This is a genomic window from Streptomyces sp. HPF1205, assembly GCF_020400825.1.
Classification (GTDB): Bacteria; Actinomycetota; Actinomycetes; order Streptomycetales; family Streptomycetaceae; genus Actinacidiphila.
This window is the reverse complement of record NZ_JAINVH010000001.1, coordinates 405,252-425,421: the sequence shown is the minus strand read 5'-3', so window position 1 is coordinate 425,421 and position 20,170 is coordinate 405,252. Positions and strand designations below refer to the sequence as shown.

At 74.4% G+C, this 20,170-nt stretch carries 18 protein-coding genes; 5 read left to right on the top strand and 13 right to left on the bottom strand.

Annotated elements, in window-relative coordinates; genetic code table 11:
• Positions 1-49: 49 nt before the first annotated feature.
• The 4 genes from K7G61_RS01745 to K7G61_RS01730 form a co-directional block, all read right to left on the bottom strand.
• The gene (locus tag K7G61_RS01745; RefSeq protein ID WP_225844669.1) at positions 50-1,405 is read right to left on the bottom strand and encodes a hemolysin family protein; all 1,356 of its coding nucleotides are present in this window, start codon (positions 1,403-1,405) and stop codon (positions 50-52) included.
• A gap of 31 nt (positions 1,406-1,436) precedes the next feature.
• A complete protein-coding gene (gene ybeY / locus K7G61_RS01740) occupies positions 1,437-1,931 on the bottom strand; it encodes an rRNA maturation RNase YbeY (RefSeq protein ID WP_225844668.1) in 495 nt (164 codons plus the stop codon).
• Between the two features lie 12 nt (positions 1,932-1,943).
• Complete coding sequence (locus tag K7G61_RS01735; protein WP_225844667.1) at positions 1,944-3,005, bottom strand: PhoH family protein; 1,062 nt, start codon at positions 3,003-3,005, stop codon at positions 1,944-1,946.
• A gap of 235 nt (positions 3,006-3,240) precedes the next feature.
• Positions 3,241-4,347: a carbohydrate kinase family protein gene (locus tag K7G61_RS01730; protein ID WP_225844666.1), complete on the bottom strand. Its 1,107-nt coding sequence runs from the start codon at positions 4,345-4,347 to the stop codon at positions 3,241-3,243.
• A gap of 123 nt (positions 4,348-4,470) precedes the next feature.
• Between K7G61_RS01730 and K7G61_RS01725 the strand changes: the two genes are divergently transcribed.
• Both K7G61_RS01725 and K7G61_RS01720 read left to right on the top strand, forming a co-directional pair.
• Positions 4,471-5,844: a 6-phospho-beta-glucosidase gene (locus K7G61_RS01725; protein WP_225844665.1), complete on the top strand. Its 1,374-nt coding sequence runs from the start codon at positions 4,471-4,473 to the stop codon at positions 5,842-5,844.
• Between the two features lie 179 nt (positions 5,845-6,023).
• Complete coding sequence (locus K7G61_RS01720; RefSeq protein WP_225844664.1) at positions 6,024-6,809, top strand: HAD family acid phosphatase; 786 nt, start codon at positions 6,024-6,026, stop codon at positions 6,807-6,809.
• A 28-nt stretch (positions 6,810-6,837) separates the two neighbouring features.
• On the opposite strand, the gene K7G61_RS01715 is transcribed toward K7G61_RS01720, so the two are convergent.
• The 4 genes from K7G61_RS01715 to K7G61_RS01700 all read right to left on the bottom strand — a co-directional run bounded on the left by K7G61_RS01715 (position 6,838) and on the right by K7G61_RS01700 (position 12,057).
• Positions 6,838-7,746, bottom strand: a complete 909-nt coding sequence (locus tag K7G61_RS01715) for a ribonuclease Z (protein WP_225844663.1) — start codon at positions 7,744-7,746, stop codon at positions 6,838-6,840.
• 16 nt (positions 7,747-7,762) lie between these two features.
• Positions 7,763-8,119, bottom strand: a complete 357-nt coding sequence (locus tag K7G61_RS01710) for a histidine triad nucleotide-binding protein (RefSeq protein WP_225844662.1) — start codon at positions 8,117-8,119, stop codon at positions 7,763-7,765.
• Between the two features lie 175 nt (positions 8,120-8,294).
• Complete coding sequence (locus K7G61_RS01705) at positions 8,295-11,546, bottom strand: S41 family peptidase (protein WP_225844845.1); 3,252 nt, start codon at positions 11,544-11,546, stop codon at positions 8,295-8,297.
• A 109-nt stretch (positions 11,547-11,655) separates the two neighbouring features.
• Complete coding sequence (locus K7G61_RS01700) at positions 11,656-12,057, bottom strand: hypothetical protein (RefSeq protein ID WP_225844661.1); 402 nt, start codon at positions 12,055-12,057, stop codon at positions 11,656-11,658.
• A 254-nt stretch (positions 12,058-12,311) separates the two neighbouring features.
• Between K7G61_RS01700 and K7G61_RS01695 the strand changes: the two genes are divergently transcribed.
• Complete coding sequence (locus K7G61_RS01695) at positions 12,312-13,811, top strand: hypothetical protein (RefSeq protein ID WP_225844660.1); 1,500 nt, start codon at positions 12,312-12,314, stop codon at positions 13,809-13,811.
• 35 nt (positions 13,812-13,846) lie between these two features.
• On the opposite strand, the gene K7G61_RS01690 is transcribed toward K7G61_RS01695, so the two are convergent.
• From K7G61_RS01690 to hrcA, 5 genes are all read right to left on the bottom strand, one after another.
• Positions 13,847-14,590: a 16S rRNA (uracil(1498)-N(3))-methyltransferase gene (locus K7G61_RS01690; RefSeq protein ID WP_225844659.1), complete on the bottom strand. Its 744-nt coding sequence runs from the start codon at positions 14,588-14,590 to the stop codon at positions 13,847-13,849.
• Positions 14,587-14,760: a hypothetical protein gene (locus K7G61_RS01685; protein WP_225844658.1), complete on the bottom strand. Its 174-nt coding sequence runs from the start codon at positions 14,758-14,760 to the stop codon at positions 14,587-14,589. Before K7G61_RS01685 ends, K7G61_RS01690 begins: the two co-directional genes overlap by 4 nt.
• Positions 14,757-15,812, bottom strand: a complete 1,056-nt coding sequence (locus tag K7G61_RS01680) for a nitronate monooxygenase (protein WP_225844657.1) — start codon at positions 15,810-15,812, stop codon at positions 14,757-14,759. The genes K7G61_RS01685 and K7G61_RS01680 overlap by 4 nt, the downstream gene beginning before the upstream one ends.
• A 171-nt stretch (positions 15,813-15,983) precedes the next feature.
• Positions 15,984-17,117 (bottom strand): molecular chaperone DnaJ, encoded by a 1,134-nt coding sequence (gene dnaJ / locus K7G61_RS01675; protein ID WP_225844656.1) that lies wholly within the window; start codon positions 17,115-17,117, stop codon positions 15,984-15,986.
• On the bottom strand, positions 17,118-18,134 hold the full coding sequence (hrcA, locus tag K7G61_RS01670) for a heat-inducible transcriptional repressor HrcA (protein ID WP_225844655.1): 1,017 nt from the start codon (positions 18,132-18,134) through the stop codon (positions 17,118-17,120).
• A gap of 217 nt (positions 18,135-18,351) precedes the next feature.
• Between hrcA and K7G61_RS01665 the strand changes: the two genes are divergently transcribed.
• Complete coding sequence (locus K7G61_RS01665; protein ID WP_225844654.1) at positions 18,352-19,110, top strand: MBL fold metallo-hydrolase; 759 nt, start codon at positions 18,352-18,354, stop codon at positions 19,108-19,110.
• A gap of 161 nt (positions 19,111-19,271) precedes the next feature.
• Entirely contained in the window at positions 19,272-20,111 is an 840-nt protein-coding gene (locus K7G61_RS01660) for a DUF3097 domain-containing protein (RefSeq protein ID WP_225844653.1), read from the top strand.
• Positions 20,112-20,170 lie beyond the last annotated feature (59 nt).

Below are 20,170 nucleotides of genomic sequence, written 5' to 3'. Positions count from 1 at the left end.
TCGCCGCGTCTGCGCCGCGACCCGGCCGCACCCCCGCCCGGGCCCCCGGTCAGTGCTCCGCCGGGGGCGGGCCCGAGGTCCCGCCGGCCGCGTCCAGTGCCTCCGCGCCGCCGCCGTCGGCGGCCTCCTGCACGGGCTCGACCAGCACCGTACCGATCCGGTTGCGGCGGCCCGCCTGGGTCTCGGCGGTCAGCCGCAGGGCGGTGGGACGCCGGCCGGTCGCGGCGCCGTCCTCGGGCAGCGGGACGGTCGCGGTGGCACCCGGGATCGGAACCCGGCCCAGCGCCTTGGCCAGCAGGCCGCCGACGGTCTCGACGTCGTCGTCGTCCAGCAGCACCCCGTACAGCTCGCCGAGGTCGCCGATGTCCAGGCGCGCGGTCACGCGGTAGCGGTCGTCGCCGAGTGCTGCCACGGGAGGGGTCTCCCGGTCGTACTCGTCGGTGATCTCGCCGACGATCTCCTCCAGGATGTCCTCGATGGTGACGATGCCGGCCGTGCCGCCGTACTCGTCCACGACGACCGCGACATGGTTGCGGTCGCGCTGCATCTCGCGCAGCAGGTCGCCGGCGTTCTTGGTGTCGGGTACGAAGGCCGCCGGGCGCATCACCGAGGAGACCGGGTCGGACTCCGCGTCGCGGTTGATGTGAACACGGCGGGCAAGGTCCTTGAGGTAGACGAAGCCGACCACGTCGTCCTCGCTCTCCCCGGTGACCGGGATGCGGGAGAAGCCGCTGCGCAGGGCGAGGGTCATGCCCTGCCGGACGGTCTTGAACCGCTCGATCATCACCAGGTCGGTACGGGGCACCATCACCTCGCGCACCAGGGTGTCGCCGAGCTCGAACACCGAGTGCACCATGCGGCGCTCCTCGTCCTCGATCAGCGACTCGGACTCGGCCAGGTCGACCATCGCCCGCAGTTCGGCCTCGCTCGCGAACGGGCCGCGCTTGAAACCGCGCCCCGGGGTCAGGGCGTTGCCGAGCAGGATCAGCAGGCCGGGCACCGGACCCATCACCCGGGCCAGCGGCAGCAGGACGTACGAGGCGGCCGTCGCGGTGTTCATCGGGTGCTGGCGGCCGATGGTGCGCGGGGAGACGCCGACGGCCACGTACGACACCAGGACCATGACGCCGATGGCGACGGCCAGCACCTCCGCGGTGCTGCCGAAGTTGCGGTCGCACACCACGGTGATCAGGACGGCCGCGGCCGTCTCGCAGCCGACCCGCACCAGCAGGGCCACGTTGAGGTAGCGGGTGGGGTCGGAGGTGACCGCGAGCAGGTTGGCGGCGCCGCGGCGGCCGGAGCGCAGCGCGTCCTCGGCGCGGAACCGGGACACGCGGGCGATGCCGGCCTCGGCGCAGGCGGCCAGCCACGCGACGATCACCAGCAGGACGGCGGAGACGATCATGAGCGGGTCTTTCCCTGCCTTGCCGCCGCCGTCAGTGGGTGGTGGGGGCGGGAGAGGGCCCCAGCAGGCCGCGCTCGGTGCGCCAGTCGTCCAGGATGGCCTTCTGCAGACCGAACATCTCGGCCTTCTCGTCGGCTTCCTCGTGGTCGTAGCCGAGCAGGTGCAGGACGCCGTGGACGGTCAGGAGCTGCAGCTCCTCGTCCATGGAGTGCCGGGTCGGCGCCTCCTCGCCCTGCTTCTTCGCCACTTCCGGACACAGCACGATGTCGCCGAGCAGCCCCTGGGCGGGCTCCTCGTCCTCCTTGCCGGGACGCAGCTCGTCCATCGGGAAGGACATGACGTCGGTGGGCCCGGGCAGGTCCATCCACTGCATGTGCAACTGCTCCATCGCCTGCGCGTCCACCACGATCACCGACAGCTCGGACAGCGGGTGGATGCGCAGGCGCTGGAGGGTGTAGCGGGCGGCGTCCAGCACCGCCTGTTCGTCGATTTCCCAGCCGGACTCGTTGTTGACGTCGATCGCCATGAGGGTGGTCGGCTACTTTCGGCTCGTTCTCGGGCGGCCGCCGTCGCGGTCCGCGCCGTCGCTGACGGCGATGTCGTACCGCTCGTAGGCGTCCACGATGCGTCCGACCAGCTTATGGCGGACGACGTCGGTGCTGGTGAGCCGGGAGAAGTGCACGTCCTCCACGCCGTCGAGGATCTCCTGCACCTGGCGCAGGCCGCTCTTGGTCCCGCCGGGCAGGTCGACCTGGGTGATGTCGCCGGTGACGACGATCTTGGAGTCGAAGCCGAGCCGGGTCAGGAACATCTTCATCTGCTCGGCGCTGGTGTTCTGCGCCTCGTCGAGGATGATGAAGGCGTCGTTGAGCGTCCGGCCCCGCATGTACGCCAGCGGGGCGACCTCGATGGTGCCCGCGGCCATCAGGCGCGGGATGGAGTCGGGGTCGACCATGTCGTGCAGGGCGTCGTACAGCGGGCGCAGGTACGGGTCGATCTTCTCGTACAGGGTGCCGGGCAGGAAGCCGAGGCGCTCGCCGGCCTCCACCGCGGGGCGGGTCAGGATGATCCGGTTGACCTGCTTGGACTGCAGGGCCTGGACCGCCTTGGCCATCGCGAGGTACGTCTTGCCGGTGCCGGCCGGGCCGATGCCGAACACGATCGTGTGCCGGTCGATCGCGTCCACGTACCGCTTCTGGTTCAGCGTCTTCGGGCGGATGGTGCGGCCGCGGGAGGACAGGATGTTCTGGGTGAGCACCTGGGCGGGGGTCTCGACGGCCTCGGCGCCCGCCGCCGCGCCGGCCCGCAGCATGGCGATGGACCGCTCGACGGCGTCCTCCGTCATGGGCTGGCCGGTGCGCAGCACCAGCATCATCTCGTCGAAGAGCCGCTGCACCAGCGCCACGTCGGGGGCGTCGCCGACCGCGCTGATCTCGTTGCCCCGGACGTGGATGTCGACGGCGGGGAACGCCTTCTCGATGACCCGCAGGAGGGCGTCTCCCGATCCCAGGACGGTCACCATGGGGTGCTTGGCCGGGACGACGAAATGGGCACGCGCCTGCGGCGGCTGCGGCTGCTGCTTTGTCGGTGTCTGAGTCATGGGCCGGCGCTAGGGCCTGCTCAACCCGCCTTCTGCTGATCGGTGCCCCCGGAGGGGGCCTTGGGTTTCCAAGGGTACGACGACGGGAGGGGGCGAGCCGAGGGGAATTCGTACGGGGAACGGGCCGCGGGCGGACGGCCGGGCGGTCGGGGGCGGGGGACCGGCGCGGGACGGGCGGGGGACGGGACCGGCGGCCGTACGAGTGACCCGGGCGGACCCGGGGCCGCCCCCGGGGTCATCCGGAGCGGAAGCCGATGGTCGGGACCGCGCGGCGCAGCGGCCAGGGGCGGGTGGCGGTCGGCAGCAGGTCCTCCAGGAAGCCGAAGCGGATCACGGCCTCGCGGCCGGCGGGGGCCTCGCCCGCGTACGCCTTGGCCTGCGCCCACCAGTTCGCGATCTCGATCCAGCCGGGCGCGGACAGCGAGCCGCCGAACTCCTGGACGGACAGCGCCGCGCACAGGGAGGCGAAGGCCAGCCGGTCGGTGAGCGGCCAGCCGGCCAGACTGCCGGTGACGAAACCGGCCGTGAAGACGTCGCCGGCGCCGGTCGGGTCGAGCGTCTCCACGTCCAGGGCGGGCACCTCGGCGGTCTCGCCGGTGGCCGAGTCCACCGCGCAGGCCCCCTCCGCGCCGAGGGTGACCACCACGAGCGGCACCAGGTCGGCGAGCTTGCGGGCGGCCTCGCGGGCGGTGGAGGCGCGCGTGTAGTGCAGGGCCTCGGCCGCGTTGGGCAGGAAGGCGGCGCAGTGGCGCAGGCCGGCGAGGTCGGCCGGGTCCCAGCGGCCGGTCTCGTCCCAGCCGACGTCGGCGAAGATCCGCGTGCCCGAGGCGGCGGCCTCGGCGATCCAGTCGTGCTCGCCCTCCGCCCGCCCGCGGTGACCGAGCGCGGCGACGGCGGCGCGGGCCGGGGGCGGGCAGGCCGGCACGGCGTCCTCGGGCGGCGGCGCCTGGTGGCCGTGGCTGACCATGGTGCGCTCGTCCTCGTACGCCATCGACACGGTCACCGGGGAGTGCCAGCCGGGGACCCGCCGCGAGAGCGTCAGGTCGATGCCCTCGCCGCCGCTGAGGCTGTCCCAGCAGTAGTCCCCGTACATGTCGTCGCCGAACGCGGCCGCGAGCGTCGTACGCAGGCCCAGCCGGGCCAGCGCGGTCGCCATGTTGGCGATGCCCCCGGGGCTGGAGCCCATCCCCCGCGCCCACGACTCGGTGCCGCGCACGGGCGCGCGGTCCAGGCCGGTGAAGATGATGTCGAGGAACACGGTCCCGGTCAGGTAGACGTCGGTCGCCGGGTCCCCCGGCGCGCGCAGAGCGCTCAGCGGGTCGAGCACGGGCTGGTCGTCCATTGGTTCACAGTAGGACGACCGCCCCCTCTGGGGGGCGGTCCCGCGTGCCACGCCCACCCGCCGCCGGCCGGTCCCGCGGGCGCGGCGGCGCCCGCCGGCTCGGGGCGGTGACAAGGTGGGGGCATGCGATTGGTGATCGTCGGAGGCGGAGGGTTCCGCGTCCCCCTGGTCTACGGAGCCCTGCTCGGTGAATCCGGTGGAACCGGTGATCCGGGCGGACCCGGCGGACCCGGCGGACAGGGCGTCGGCGAGGTCGTGCTGTACGACACGGACGAACGGCGGCTGCGGGTCGTGACGGGCGTCCTCGCGGCGCTGCGGGAGCGGAGCCCGGCGCGGGCGCCGCGCGTCATGGTGGCGCGGGGGCTGGACGAGGCGCTGCGCGGGGCCGACTTCGTGTTCTCGGCGATGCGGGTCGGGGGGACGGCCGGGCGGGTGCGCGACGAGCGCGTCCCGCTCGCGGAAGGGGTGCTGGGTCAGGAGACCGTGGGCGCGGGCGGGGTGCTGTACGGGCTGCGGACGCTGCCGGTGGCGACGGCGCTGGCCGAGCGGGTGCGCGCGGTCGCTCCCGAGGCGTGGGTGATCAACTTCACCAACCCGGCGGGCATGGTGACCGAGGCGATGGCCCGCGTGCTGGGGCCGCGGGTGATCGGGATCTGCGACTCCCCGGTCGGCCTGGTCCGCCGCGCGGCCCGGGCGGCGGGCGTGGACCCGGACGCGCCCGGGCTGACGTACGACTACGTGGGGCTGAACCATCTGGGCTGGCTGCGCCGGCTGACCGCCGGGGGCCGCGAGCTGCTGCCCGGGCTCCTGGCCGATCCGGCCGCGCTGGGCTCCTTCGAGGAGGGCCGGCTGTTCGGTACCGAGTTCCTGGCCGCGCTCGGCAGCCTGCCCAACGAGTACCTGCACTACTACTACTTCCGCCGGGAGGCCCTGGAGGCCGTGCGTGCGCAGGCGGCGACCCGCGGCGAGTTCCTGGACCGCCAGCAGGGCGGGTTCTTCGCCGAGGCCGACGGGCTGCCGGACGAGGCCGCGTACGACCTGTGGCTGCGGGTGCGCCAGGAGCGCGAGGCGACGTACATGGCGGCGAACCGGGAGGCGGGCGGCGGCTGGCAGCGCGCGCCCGAGGACCTGGAGGGCGGCGGCTACGACCGGGTGGCGCTGGCGCTGATGCGGGCCATCGCGTACGACGAGCGGACCACGCTGGTGCTGAACGTGCCCGGCGGCGGCGCGGTCGCGCCGCTCGACCCGGACGCCGTGGTGGAAGTGCCCTGCATGGTGGGCGCGTTCGGGGCCCGTCCGCTGCCGGTGGCGCCGCCCGACGAGCACCAGGCCGGCCTGATGCTGACCGTCAAGGCGGTGGAGCGGGCGACGATCGAGGCGGCCCGGACGGGCTCGCGTGCCGCGGCCCTGCGGGCGCTCGCGCTGCACCCGCTGGTGGACTCCCCGGTGGCGGCGCGCCGGATCCTGGACGCCTCCGGCTGGCCGGCGGTGCGCTGAACTGCGCGTGGACACCGACTGCGCGGGGTGGGCCCGCGGTACGGGCGACCACGCGCGTAGACGACCCTTGACCAGCCCAGTTGACGGGGTCTAGGTTCGCCGCACCGGCGCGGCCGCCCGGCCGCTCCCCCACGCGCGCAAGCAGCCTGACGCACCGAAACGAAAGGCAGGGCACCGCCATGCCCAGAGCCCGACTGTCCGCCCGCGCCCTGACCGCGACCGCCGCCGCGGCGGCCGTCCTCGGCGCCGCCTTCTACGGCGTGGGCGTCGCCACCGCCGACAACTCCGTACCGCGCAGCGACAAGGAGATCCCCAACCTCACCGACGTGGTCACGCAGATCAAGGCGTACTACGGCGACACGCTGGACGCCTCGGGCGAGCACTACGCCTCCCCTTCCAGCAGCTACGCCAAACAGGTCGAGGGCATCGAGCGGAAGGCGACCTCGTACCTGGAGCACGCGGCGGGGCACACCCGGCACGGCAGGCCGGCCGTCGTCCTCGACGTGGACGACACCAGCCTGCTGACCTACAACTACGAGCTGGAGCAGGGCTTCAACTACACCCCGGCCAGCAACCAGGCGTACCTGGACAGCAAGGACATGGCCGCCGTCTTCGGCATGGACACCCTCGCCAACTGGGCGTCCGCGCACGGCTACACGGTCTTCTGGATCACCGGCCGGCCCGAGTCGCAGCGCGCCGACACCGTACGCAACCTCACCGCCGTCGGCTACAAGGCCCCGGCCGACGCCGACCACCTCTACCTGAAGAACAAGGCCGCGCCGCCCGCGTACCTGGCCTGCGGCGCCACCTGCACCACGATCGAGTACAAGTCCGGCACGCGCGCCCACATCGAGTCGCTCGGCTACGACATCGTCGCCAACTTCGGCGACCAGTACAGCGACCTGAGCGGCGGCTTCGCCGACAAGTCGTTCAAGCTGCCCAACCCGATGTACTTCCTGCCGTAGCCGGTGCGCTTCCTGCCGTAGCCGCGCCTCACCCGCGCCGCTTCGGCACCGGAACGCGCATCAGGTCCTGGGCGGTCGTCAGTTCGCCGGTGAAGCCGGCCGCCCGGGCCTGGGCCGCGAAGGCGGCCGGGTCCGGGTAGCGCTGGGAGAAGTGGGTCAGGACGAGGTGCCGCACGCCCGCGTCGCGGGCGACGGCGCCGGCCTGGCCCGCGGTGAGGTGGCCGTGCCCGACGGCCAGGTCGGCGTCCTCGTCGAGGAACGTCGACTCGATGACCAGCATGTCGCAGCCGTCGGCCAGCACGGCCACGCCCGGGCACATGCGGGTGTCCATGACGAACGCGAACCGCTGCCCGGGACGCGGCTCGCTGACCTCGGCAAGGGTGACGCCCCGCAGGGTCCCCTCCCGCTGGAGGCGGCCGATGTCCGGTCCGGTGATGCCGCGGGCGGCGAGCCGGTCGGGCAGCATGCGGTGGCCGTCGGGTTCGGTGAGCCGGTACCCGTAGGACTCGACGGGGTGCGACAGGCGGACCGCGGACAGGGTGAAGGCGGGCGTGACGGCGAGCGGGCCGTCCTCGGTGACGGGGTCCTCGCGCACGTCCGCCGCCTCGTGGTACGCGGTGGCGTACCGCAGCCGGTCGAAGAACTGCCGGCCGGAGGCCGGGTAGTGGGCGGTGACGGGGTGCGGGACCCGGTCGAGGCTGATCCGCTGCAGGACGCCGGCCAGGCCCAGGCTGTGGTCGCCGTGGAAATGGGTGACGCAGATGCGGGTGAGGTCGTGCGCGGCGACCCCGGCGTGCAGCATCTGCCGCTGGCTGCCCTCGCCGGGGTCGAACAGGATGCCCTCGCCGTCCCAGCGCAGCACGTAGCCGTTGTGGTTGCGCAGCCGCGTGGGGACCTGGCTCGCGGTGCCCAGGACGACGAGTTCACGCGCGGACATCGGCGGCGGCGGTCCGTCAGACCAGGCGCTGCAGGTCGCGGCCGCCCAGGACGTGGGCGTGCGCGTGGAAGACGGTCTGGCCGGCGCCCGGGCCGGTGTTGAAGACGATCCGGTACCCGGTCGCGTCCACCTTCTCCTGCGCGGCCACCTCGCCCGCCTCCCGCAGCACGTCCGCGGCGACGGCGGGCTCCGCGCTCGCCAGCGACAGAGCGTCGGAGTAGTGCACCCGCGGGATCACCAGCACGTGGGTCGGCGCCTGCGGGTTGATGTCCCGGAAGGCCACCGTCGTCCTGGTCTCCCGCACGACCGTCGCCGGTACCTCGCCTTGGACGATCTTGCAGAACAGACAGTCGGCCTGCGGCTCTCCCGCCATCGGGTTCACCTCTCGTGGAGTGGGGTCGGGTGGGGTGTGGTGTCGGGTGCGGTGGGGTCGGTTCCCGCGCATGCTACCGGTCCGCGGCGGGCCCGGACCGGCGCGCCGGCGCCCGCGACCGGCCCCGCCGCAGCCGCCGTAACGGCCCCCGTCACAGCCGCCGTCGCGGCCCCCGTCACGGCAGCGGCGGAGGGGACTTGGGCGGTTCGGCGGCCAGGGCGGCCAGGGCGAGTTCGACGGCCTTGTCGAGCTGGGGGTCGCGGGCGCGGCCCCAGTCCTGGGGGGTCCTGACGACCTCGACGTCCGGGTCGACGCCATGGTTCTCCACGCCCCAGCCGGGGCCTTCGAGCCACATGGCGTACTTCGGCTGGGTGACGCCTGTGCCGTCGACGAGGTCGTAGCGGCTGTCGATGCCGATGACGCCGCCCCAGGTGCGGGTGCCGACGACGGGCCCGATGCCCAGGGCGCGCACGGCAGCGTTGACGATGTCGCCGTCGGAGCCGGAGAACTCGTCGGCGACGGCGACGACGGGCCCGCGGGGCGCGTCCTGGGGGTAGCTGGAGGGCCGGCCGCCGCGCGGGACGTCCCAGCCGATGACGCGCCGGGCCAGCTTCTCCACGACGAGCTGGGAGGTGTGGCCGCCGCGGTTCTCCCGGACGTCCACGATCAGGCCCTCGCGGGCGACCTCGACCCGCAGGTCGCGATGCAGCTGCGCCCATCCACTGCCGACCATGTCGGGTACGTGGAGGTAGCCGAGCCGGCCGCCGGAGGCCTCGTGGACGCGGGCGCGCCGGCCGGCCACCCAGTCGTGGTACCGCAGCGCCTCCTCGTCGGCGAGCGGGACGGCGACCACGTGCCGCACCGGGCCGCCGCCGGCCGGGGCGACGGTCAGCTCCACCGGCTTGCCCGCGGTCCCGACGAGCAGCGGACCGGGTCCGGTCGCCGCCTCCACCGGATGGCCGTCGACCGCCAGCAGCGCGTCCCCAACCCGCACCGCCACACCGGGCGCGGCCAGCGGGGAGCGTGCCTGCGGGTCGGAGGACTCGCCGGGAAGCACGCGGGCGACCCGCCAGGTCCCGTCCTCGTCGCGGGCGAGGTCGGCGCCGAGCAGGCCCTGCCGGTGCAGCGGGTCGCGCCAGTTGCCGGGCGGGGAGACGTAGGCGTGCGAGGTCCGCAGCTCGCCGTGCACCTCCCACAGCACGTCGACCAGGTCGTCGTGGGTGGCGATCCGGTCCAGCAGCGGGCGGTACGTGGCGCCGACCGCGTCCCAGTCCACGCCGCCCATGTCGGGCCGCCAGAAGTTGTCCCGCATCAGGCGGTGCGCCTCGTCGTACATCTGCCGCCACTCCTCGGCGGGATGGACGGTGACCCTGATCCGGCTGAGGTCGACGCCGGCCGAGCCGTCGGAGTCGTCCGAGTCCGCCTTGCCGTCGGCGGGCCCGACCCGCAGCGACCCGCCGTGGGTGATCAGCACCCTGGCGCCGTCGCCGCTGACCGCGAAGTCGTCGGCCTCGTCGGCGATCTCCTCGCTGCGAAGGTGCGCCAGGTCGTAGCGGACCAGCGAACTGCCGGGCGGCCGCGCGTCGGGGGCGGCGAGGCCCGCGCCCAGGATGCCGATCAGCGGGTGGCGCAGCCACAGCAGCCCGCCCTTGGCCGCGCGCAGGCCCGAGTAGCGGCCCGCCTCGACGGGGAAGGCCACGATCCGGTCGGCCAGGCCCTCGGTGTCGACCTTGGTGACGGGCGTCCTGGACCGCTCCGCCCCGTCCTCGCCGTCCTCGCCGGGCTGCGAGTCGGCCGCGTCGTCGGCGGCGCCCTCCTGGTCGTGGTCGTCGGTGTCGTACGGCCTGCCGTGCCGCTGCGGGCCGAACGGCGAGGGGGTGGTCGCCGCCAGGGTGATCAGGTAGGGGCGGCAGGCGTTGGGGAACGACAGGTCGAAGACGTGGGCGTCGTAGACCGGGTCGAACGCGCGCTCGGACAGGAACGCCAGGTGCCGGCCGTCGGCGGTGAAGGCGGGCGCGAAGTCGGTGAAGCGCAGCGGGGTGGCGTCCACCACGGACAGGTCGGCGGTCGCCGCGAGCTTGATCTGGCGCAGCGCGCCGGGGCCGGGGTGCGACCAGGCCAGCCAGGCGGAGTCCGGGGAGAAGGCCAGCCCCGAGGCGTCGCCCGCGTCTCCAGCGGCCACTTCCCGCACCTCGCCGGTCTGGGCGCCCACCAGCAGCACCCGGCCGTCGTGGGAGGCGATCGCGATGTGATGGCCGTCCGGGGAGACCTCGATCTCGTGGACGCGGCCGAGCCGGCCCGCGGCGAGCCGCCGCGGCGAGGTGCCGGCCGGCAGGCCCGTGGCGGGGGCGACCTCCAGGGCGTCGTCGCCGTCCGCGTCGGTCACCCAGACGACGTACTGGTCGTCCAGGGACGCGTGCGATCCGGCCGCGCTCGGCGTGCCCTGGGAGAAGACCCGAGGGTGGCGGGTGCGCACCCCCGGCCGGGCGGCCAGGGCCCGCGCCGGGCCGCCGCGGTGGGTGATCCAGTGGGTGGTGCCGCGGATCTCGACGGCGCTGCCGCGGCCGGTGTGGTCGGGGCGGGCCTCGCCGAGGTGGGCGGCGGCCCGCACGGGGTGCGGCCGCAGGTCGGTGCGCTGGCCGCCGAGGGTGATCTCCAGCACCGGGGGCGCGGTGTCGGGATCCGCCGGGCCGTCCAGGCCGTCGAGCAGGTGGACGCGGCCCGCGGCCACATAGGCGACGCGAGTGCCGTCGGTGGCGGCCTGCCGGGCGTAGAAGCCCCCGAGGGGGGTGTGCCGCCGCAGGTCGCCGCCGTCGGGGAGGCTGGAGTACAGCGCGCCCTCGCCCTCGTGATCGGACAGGAACGCGATCCGCTCCCCCACCCACATGGGGCACTCGATGTTGCCGTCCAGCCCGGCGTGCACCCGCTCGAACTCGCCGTCGCCCGACAGGTCCAGCCAGAGCTTGCCCATGGTGCCGCCGCGGTACCGCTTCCAGTACGCGGCCTCCCGGCTCATCGTCGCCGACTGCAGCAGCGTGGCGCCGCCGGGCCCGTACGCCACGTCGCCCACCGGTCCGTACGGCAGCCTGACCGCGGGCCCGCCGTCCAGCGGCACCCGCCGGGCCCACGTGCGCCGCGGCGACGCCTCGCCCTCGGCGGAGATCGCCACGAGACCGCCGTCCGGGGTCCAGCAGCGCACGGCGGTGCGCGGGCTGCCCCAGTACGTCAGCCGCTGCGAGGGCCCGCCGTCCAGCGGCGCCACGTGCACCTCGGGGGCGCCGTCGCGGGTGGACGTCCAGGCCACCGTCTCGCCGTCGGGCGAGATCCGCGGGCGGCCGACCGGCATGTTGTCCGCGCTGACCCGCCAGGCGCGCCCGCCGTCCAGGGGGGCCACCCACACGTCGTCCTCCGCCGTGAAGGCGATCATGTCGCCGTGCGGATGCGGGTTGCGCAGGTACGAGGGCTGCGCCGGCCGCGGGGCGCGCGGCGAGGGCCGGCTGGGCGAAGGGTGCGTCACGCCGCCACCCTAACGAGGATCAACTCTTCGCCGAAGTACGGGCGGCCGACGTCCGGGGCGTGCACTCGCCCAGGCCGCGCACGTCGAAGACGGTTCTGGTGCCGACGGTGGCCGTCAGCCGGCCCCGTACGCATTCACCGTCCATCTGCTTGGTCACCGAGCCCTTCACGGAGATCTGCTTCTGGTCCTTGGTGCGCCCCAGGCAGTCGACCTTGTCCTCGGTCCTGCCCTGCGTGGCGCTGCAGGACAGCCACTGCACGTCCACTTTGTCGTGTTTCAGGGCTTGGGTGGCCAGTTGGTCGGTGGTGGCGGACACGGCGGTCGCCGCCAGTCCGTCCGCCGGATCGCACGCGGTGACGCCGGCCGCGGCGCCCCCCGCCAGGAGGACCGCGACCGCCCAGAGTTTCCCGTTCCGTCCCATCCCCCAACGTTGCCCCCGTCCGGCCGCCGCGTACATCCCCCGTGCGATCGAACCGTCCCCTACGGGTTGCCCCCGGACGAAGCAGCCCGCGCGGGCGGGCGGTTGACGCCCGCTCCGACGGTCCGTCACCCGCGCCGCGCCCTGTCGCGGGCACGCGGGATTCGGGTACGGTCGCCTGCCGGAAGACCGCAGGACCGCCAGTGGCAGGCCGGGGCCGACGGGCTCGCCCCCGGGGGACGAAGGGACCGGTCGGCGTGAGGCGCACACGTACGGCACGCACCACCCGCAGGACGCGCGGGGCCACGGTTCCGGGCGCTGGGTCCGGCACCGTGCCCGGCGGGGGCTTCGGCGCGGGGGCGGGCGGGGGCTTCGGCAGGGGCTTCGGCGCGACGCTCGCGGTGCTCGTGGCCGCGCTCGGCGCCGTACTGGCCACCGCGCTCGCCGCCCCGGCGGGCGCGGCCGGCGCGCCCGACATCACGCAGCTCACCCTGTCGTCGGGCCAGTTCCGGCTCACCGACACGGACTACGAGGCGGCCACCGGCAACCTGTACTCCGCCTACCTCACGCACCACGTCGACCTGACCGGTGTGATCACCACCGACTTCACCCAGGACTCGGCCGGGAAGGCCGACGGCTGGCTGGGACTGCGGTCCATGCGGGGCTGCTCCGGCAGCTCGGAGACCGGCGCGCTGCCGCCGGTGACGACGTCCACCGCCTGGTGCTGGTCGTCGGCGTACTCCGACGACACCACCGCCCACTGGTACCCGCAGGGCCTGAGCACGACCGGCACCGCGGACGGCTCGGACGGCGCGATCTCCGGCGACCGTGTGATCGCGGTGAGCTGGCACTACGCCCTGGTGGGGAACGAGACGAGCGCGGGCTGCAAGACCAAGAACGTCGTCAAGGTGACGTTCATCGACCGCGACACCGGCAAGTACCGGCACGTCCTGCTCGTCGAGCCGACCAGCACGGGCGCCGGCGCCTCCGACTTCGACTTCGTCACCGGCCACGGCGGCGGCATCGCCTGGTACTCGCACTACCTCTACGTCACCGACACCACGCACGGCATCCGCGTCTTCGACCTCGACAAGATGGCCAGGGTCGACGACTACGGCTCCTCGGTCACCACCGTCGGCATGCACGGCGGCCGCTCCAGCGCCTGCGGCTACCCGTACGTCCTGCCGGAGGTGCACCGCTACTTCCAGTCGGGCACGCCCACCAGTTGCGACGGCACCTCGATCGACCCCGCCCACCTGTGCTTCTCGTGGCTGTCGCTGGACAAGACCGGCGGCACGCCGTACAAGCTCGTCACCGGCGAGTGGTACGGGTCCGTCAACGGCGCGCGCATCGTGCGCTACGGGCTCAACCCGGCGAGCTCGGCCTCCTCGCCGGGGCTGCTCACCACGAGCGGCGGCGCGTCGGTCGTCCAGGACGCCTGGACCGCGGACCGCTACGACGGCCTGCAGGGCGGCATGACGTGGACCGACAGCTCGGGAGTCCTCAACTTCGACCTCCACAAGGGCTGCGGGACCTCGCCCGGCGTCTTCTCCCACACCTGGGTGGGCGACACACGGGCCACGACCACCTGTGCCTCCGGCGGCAACTGGGCGGCGGGCACCCCGCAGGCGCTGAGCTACTGGCCGGTGCTCGGCACCACGCACGTGGACGAGCTGTGGGGCCTGACCGAGCAGCCGGGACAGCGGACCGTCTTCGCGGTGGGCTTCACCGACCCGGCGGTGCAGGACCGCCACTGAACCGCTGGCCCTTACCCTTCGACCCGCCCGCCGCATCAGTCCCAGCGGCCGGTGCGGGCCAGGAGGAGAGCGGTGGCCGCCACACCGGCGGTGGAGGTGCGCAGCACGGTGGGGCCCAGGCGGTAGGCGGGGGCGCCGGCCTCCGCGAAGGCCGCGAGCTCCTCAGGCGCGACGCCCCCTTCGGGACCCACCACGAGCACCAGGGAGCCGGCGGCCGGCAGGCCGGCGCGGGCCAGCGGGGCGGCGCCCTCCTCGTGGAGCACGCCGGCGAAGTCGGCGGCCGACAGCAGCGCGGCGACCTCGCGGGTCGTCGCCGCCTCGGCGACCTCCGGGAAGCGCAGCCTGCGGGCCTGCTTGGCCGCCTCGCGGGCCGTCGAGCGCCACTTGGCCAGCGACTTGTGCCCGCGCTCGCCGCGCCACTGGGTGACGCAGCGGGCGGCCTGCCAGGGCACCACCGCGTCCACCCCGGCCTCGGTCATGGTCTCCACGGCCAGCTCGCCGCGGTCGCCCTTGGGCAGCGCCTGGACGACGGTGATCGACAGCGCGGGCGCGGCCTCCTCGCGCACCTCCCGCACCTCGACCTCCAGGGTGTCCTTGCCCGCCACCGCGGCCACCACCCCGTAGGCGCCGCGTCCGGCACCGTCGGTGAGGACGATCTCCTCACCGGGCCGCAGCCTGCGCACCGACACGGCGTGCCGCCCCTCCGGTCCGCCGAGGGTCAGCCGCGACGGCGTGCCGCGCAGGTCGGCGGGGTCGACGAGGAAGACGGGGGCGGTCATACGAGGGCCTGTCCGGTGCGGAGGGGGGTGTCGCGCGGGCGGGCGGGACAGGGGCGGGCGGCCGTCGGGCCGGCCTCCTGGGCGGCGGCGCCCGTACCCGCGCGCTGGGCGGCGGTCAGGGCGGCCTCCTGGGCGGCGCCCGCTCCGGCCGCCGCCAGGGCGGCGGTCACGCGCCCGCCTCCTGGGCTGCGGTCAGCTCGGCGGTCAGAGTCTCCACCAGGGCGCCGGCCGACATCTCGCGGGCCAGCCGGTGGCCCTGGCCGGCCCACAGCGCCATGGACTGCGGATCGCCCGCGTCGGCCGCGGCCTTGCGCAGCGGCTGGGTGATGTGGTGGACCTGCGGATAGCCGGGCGGCGCGTAGGGGCCGTGCTCGCGCAGGAAGCGGTTGATCAGGCCGCGGGCCGGGCGGCCGGTGAAGGCGCGGGTCAGTTCGGTGTGCGTGAACACCGGGTCGGCGACCGCCCGCTTGTGCAGGGGGTGGGCGCCGGACTCGGGCGTCACGAGGAACGCCGTGCCCAGCGCGGCGGCGTCCGCGCCCGCCGCGAGCGCCGCCGCGATCTGGGCGCCGCGCATCAGGCCGCCCGCGGCGATCAGCGGCAGCGGCACGGCCTCCCGTACGAGCGCGATGAGCGTGAGCAGGCCGTAGCCCGCTCGGTCGAGCCGGGGGTCGTCGCGGTGCGTGCCCTGGTGGCCGCCGGCCTCGACGCCCTGGACGAACAGCGCGTCCGCCCCCGCCCGCTGGGCGGCCACCGCCTCCGCCGGGGAGGTCACGGTCACGACGGTGTACGTGCCCGCCTTCCGGAACGCCTCCGTCACGGCCCGGTCCGGGCAGCCGAAGGTGAAGCTCACCATGGGGACGGGGTCCTCCAGGAGGATGGCGACCTTCGCGTCATAGGCGTCGTCGCCGTCGCGGTCCAGGTCGCCCAGCGCGGCGCCGTACCAGGCGGCCTCCCCGGCGAGCTGCTCGGCGTACACCGCGAGCGCCGAACGGTCCGCCGTCGGCGGCTGCGGCAGGAACAGGTTCACCCCGAAGGGGCGCGAGGTCAGGTCCCGCAGATGGCGGATCTCCTCGTACATCGCCTCGGGTGTCTTGTACCCCGCGGCCAGGAATCCGAGGCCGCCCGCCGTCCCCACGGCGGCCGCCAACTGCGCGTTCGACGCGCCACCCGCCATCGGCGCCTGGATGATCGGGTACGCCGAGAAGTCTTCCAGAGCGGACATGGCCACATGCTCCCACGCCCCCGACCGGCGGCTCCTGCCACCCCCGCGGCCGGGGGACCGGCCGCGGGACCGCCCGGGAGCCGCCCGCGGCACCCGGGCCCGGGCAGGCTCCCGGCCGACCGTACGCGGCCGGGCCGGCCCGTTACGTAACTCCGTACCGTCGCGGCCGCGTCAGCGGCCGTTGAAGGCGTCCTTCAGGCGCGAGAACAGGCCCTGCTGACCGGGGGCGAACTGGCCGGTGGGGCGCTCCTCACCGCGCAGCTTGGCCAGGCGGCGCAGCAGGTCCTCCTGGTCGGCGTCGAGCTTGTTGGGGGTCACGACCTCGACGTGGACGACGAGGTCGCCGCGGCCCCCGCCGCGCAGATGGGTGATGCCGCGCTGGTGGAGCGGGATGGACTGTCCCGACTGGGTGCCCGGGCGGATGTCCACCTCCTCCATGCCGTCGAGGGTCTCCAGGGGGCACTTGGTGCCGAGCGCCGCCGCGGTCATCGGGATGGTGACCGTGCAGTGCAGGTCGTCGCCCCTGCGCTGGAAGACCGGGTGCGGGACCTCCCGGATCTCGACGTAGAGGTCGCCGGCCGGCCCGCCGCCGGGCCCGACCTCGCCCTCGCCGGCGAGCTGGATGCGGGTGCCGTTGTCGACGCCCGCCGGGATCTTGACGGTGAGCGTGCGGCGCGAGCGGACCCGGCCGTCGCCCGCGCACTCCGGGCACGGGGTGGGCACGACCGTGCCGAACCCCTGGCACTGCGGGCACGGCCGCGAGGTCATGACCTGGCCGAGGAAGGAGCGCGTCACCTGGGAGACCTCGCCGCGGCCGCGGCACATGTCGCAGGTCTGCGCGGAGGTGCCGGGCGCGGCCCCCTCCCCGTTGCAGGTCCCGCAGGTGACGGCGGTGTCCACCTGGATGTCCTTGGTGGTGCCGAACGCCGCCTCGTCCAGCTCGATCTCCAGCCGGATCATCGCGTCCTGGCCGCGCCGGGTGCGCGAGCGCGGTCCGCGCTGGGAGGACTGCCCGAAGAAGGCGTCCATGATGTCGCTGAAGTTGCCGAAACCCGCGCCGAACCCGCCGGCCCCGCCGCCGCCCGCGGCGGACAGCGGATCGCCGCCGAGGTCGTACACCTGCTTCTTCTGCGGGTCGGAGAGGACTTCGTAAGCGGCGTTGATCTCCTTGAACCGCTCCTGGGTCTTCGGGTCCGGGTTCACGTCCGGGTGCAGTTCTCGGGCGAGCCGGCGGAACGCCTTCTTGATCTCGTCCGGGCCGGCGTCCCGGCGCACGCCGAGTACGGCGTAGTAGTCCGTGGCCACTTACGACTCCGCGAGGATCTGTCCGACGTAACGTGCCACTGCGCGTACCGCTCCCATCGTTCCCGGATAGTCCATGCGGGTCGGTCCGACCACGCCGAGTTTGGCGACTGCCTCGTCGCCGGAACCGTAGCCGACCGCCACCACGGAGGTGGAATTGAGCCCCTCGTGAAAATTCTCATGCCCGATGCGCACGGTCATGGTCGAGTCCTTGGCCTCCCCGAGCAGCTTCAGCAGCACCATCTGCTCTTCCAGCGCCTCCAGCACGGGCCGGATGGTGAGCGGGAAGTCGTGGCTGAAGCGGGTCAGGTTGGCGGCGCCGCCGAGCATGATCCGCTCCTCGGTCTCCTCGACGAGGGTTTCGAGGAGAGTGGCCAGGACCCCGGAGACGGTCGGACGCTCGTCCGGATCGAAACCCTCGGGGAGGTCCTGGACCAGCGGCGGCACGTCGGCGAAGCGGCGCCCGACGACCCGGCTGTTGAGCCGGGCCCGCAGATCGGCCAGCAGCGTCTCGCCGACCGGCGCCGGGCAGTCGACGATGCGCTGCTCCACCCGCCCGGTGTCGGTGATCAGCACCAGCATGATGCGGGCGGGCGCCAGCGACAGCAGTTCCACGTGCCGCACCGACGAGCGGGTCAGCGACGGGTACTGCACCACGGCGACCTGGCGGGTGAGCTGCGCCAGCAGCCGTACGGTGCGGGCGACCACGTCGTCGAGGTCGACCGCCCCGTCCAGGAAGTTCTGGATGGCCCTGCGCTCGGCCGCCGACAGCGGTTTGACCCCCGCCAGTTTGTCGACGAAGAGCCGGTATCCCTTGTCGGTCGGAATGCGGCCCGCGCTGGTGTGCGGCTGTGCGATGTAGCCCTCGTCCTCCAGGACCGCCATGTCGTTGCGCACCGTGGCCGGCGACACACCGAGCTTGTGCCGCTCGGTGAGCGCCTTGGATCCGACCGGCTCCTCGGTGCCGACATAGTCCTGAACGATCGCCCGCAGCACTTCGAGTCTGCGTTCGCTCAGCATCGCGCACCTCCTGCCGTACGGCCTCGTCCGGGCTCCAAGCCCCCTGGCCTGGCACTCTTCAGTTTCGAGTGCCAGCTTTCCGACAGTCAGTGTACGGCGACGCGCCAAGGTGGGGGCAAGACCGCTACCGATCGGTTACCCGTCCGTCCGTACCCGCACCCCCCGGTACGGCCATGGCGACGGGCGGGACGGCCGCCGGGCCGATACCGTCGCCTGCGTGGAATCCGCCGAATCCGCCCACGACACGGAGCCGGCCGGCGCTCCGGGCCCGGGGTGGGAGCAGCTCGCCCACGGCGTCGCGCGCCGCCGGCTGCCCCACCTCGACGTGACGATCGGCCTGGTCGTCGGCGCCGACGGCGTGCTGCTGATCGACACCGGGTCCACCCTGCGCGAAGGCGCCGAGCTGCGCGCGCAGGCCGAGTCCCTGACCGGCCGCGAGGTCACCCACGTGGTGCTCACCCACGGCCACTTCGACCACGTCTTCGGCGCGGCCGCCTTCCCCGGGGCCGCCGTCTACGGCGAGCGGTCGCTGGGAGAGCGCCTGAGGGGGGAACGGGACGCGCTGCGGGCGGACGCGGTGCGCCACGGCACCGACCCGGCGGAGGCCGCCCGGGCCGCCGAGGCGCTGGTGCTGCCGTCCCACCCCGTGCGGAGCGAGCTGACGCTGGACCTGGGCGGGCGTCCGGTGCTCCTGGTCCACCCCGGCGCCGGGCACACCGCGCACGACCTGGTGGTGGTCGTGCCCGGCGCGACCGCGAGCGACCCGACGGTGGTCTTCTGCGGCGACCTGGTCGAGGAGTCCGGCGACCCGCAGGCAGGCGACGACGCGGTTCCCGCCGCCTGGCCCGCGACCCTGGACGCGCTGCTGGCCCGGGGCGGCGAGACCGCCCGCTACGTCCCCGGGCACGGCGCGGTGGTCGACGCCCGTTTCCTGCGCGCCCAGCGGGACGCGCTGGCCGAGCGGTTCGCCTCCTAGAGTGCCGGGCGGATGCGCCTCGGGGAGGATGCACCTCGGGGGGCGGCTCCAGAGGCGCGGCTCCAGGGATGCGGCTCCAAGGGCGCCGCCTCAAGGGCGCGGCTCGCCTCCCAGGGCGCGGCTCGGCTCGCGGGAGGCGGGGTGGCTCTACGATCTGCCGCATGCGCAGCAGGAGTTACGACCCGGACCTGAGCCCACCGTGGAAGAAGTCCGCCCCGCCTCCCGAGGTGGCCGCGGAGCCGGACCTGGTGGTCGAGGAGGTGGGCACGGGCTTTTGCGGCGCGGTGGTCCGGGTGGAGAAGACGGCGGAGGGCCTGACGGTCACCCTGGAGGACCGGCACGGCAAGCTGCGGGTCTTCCCGATGACGCCCGGCGGCTTCCTGATCGACGGCAAGGCGGTCACCCTCGTGCGGCCGCGGGCGGCGCCCGCCCCGCGCGGCCCGCTGCTGTCCGCGTCCGGCTCCATCGCGGTCACCGGCGCCAAGGCGCGGGTGGCGCGGGCCGGCCGGATCTACGTCGAGGGGCGGCACGACGCGGAGCTGGTCGAGCGCGTCTGGGGACACGACCTGCGGGTCGAGGGCGTGGCGGTGGAGTACCTGGAGGGTGTGGACGACCTGCCCGCGATCGTCTCCGCCTTCGCCCCCTCGCCGGGCGCCCGCCTCGGCGTCCTGGTCGACCACCTCGTGCCGGGCTCCAAGGAGTCGCGGATCGCCGCCTCCGTCACCGGCCCCGACGTGCTGGTCGTCGGCCACCCGTTCGTCGACGTCTGGGAGGCGGTGAAGCCCTCGTCGCTGGGCATCCGGGAGTGGCCGCGGGTCCCTCGCGGCGAGGACTGGAAGACGGGGGTCTGCCGCGCCCTGGGGTGGGGCCACATGTCGACCGGGGAGGCGTGGCAGCGGATCCTGGCGGCGGTCACGTCGTACAAGGACCTGCGGCCGGAACTGCTGGGCGCGGTCGAGGCGCTGATCGACTTCGTGACGGAGCCCCCGTCGCGGCCGTGACGGCCGGTTCGCCGGAGGGGCGGAAGGGCGGAGGTACGGGGCGGCCGGCGGTTCGTGGC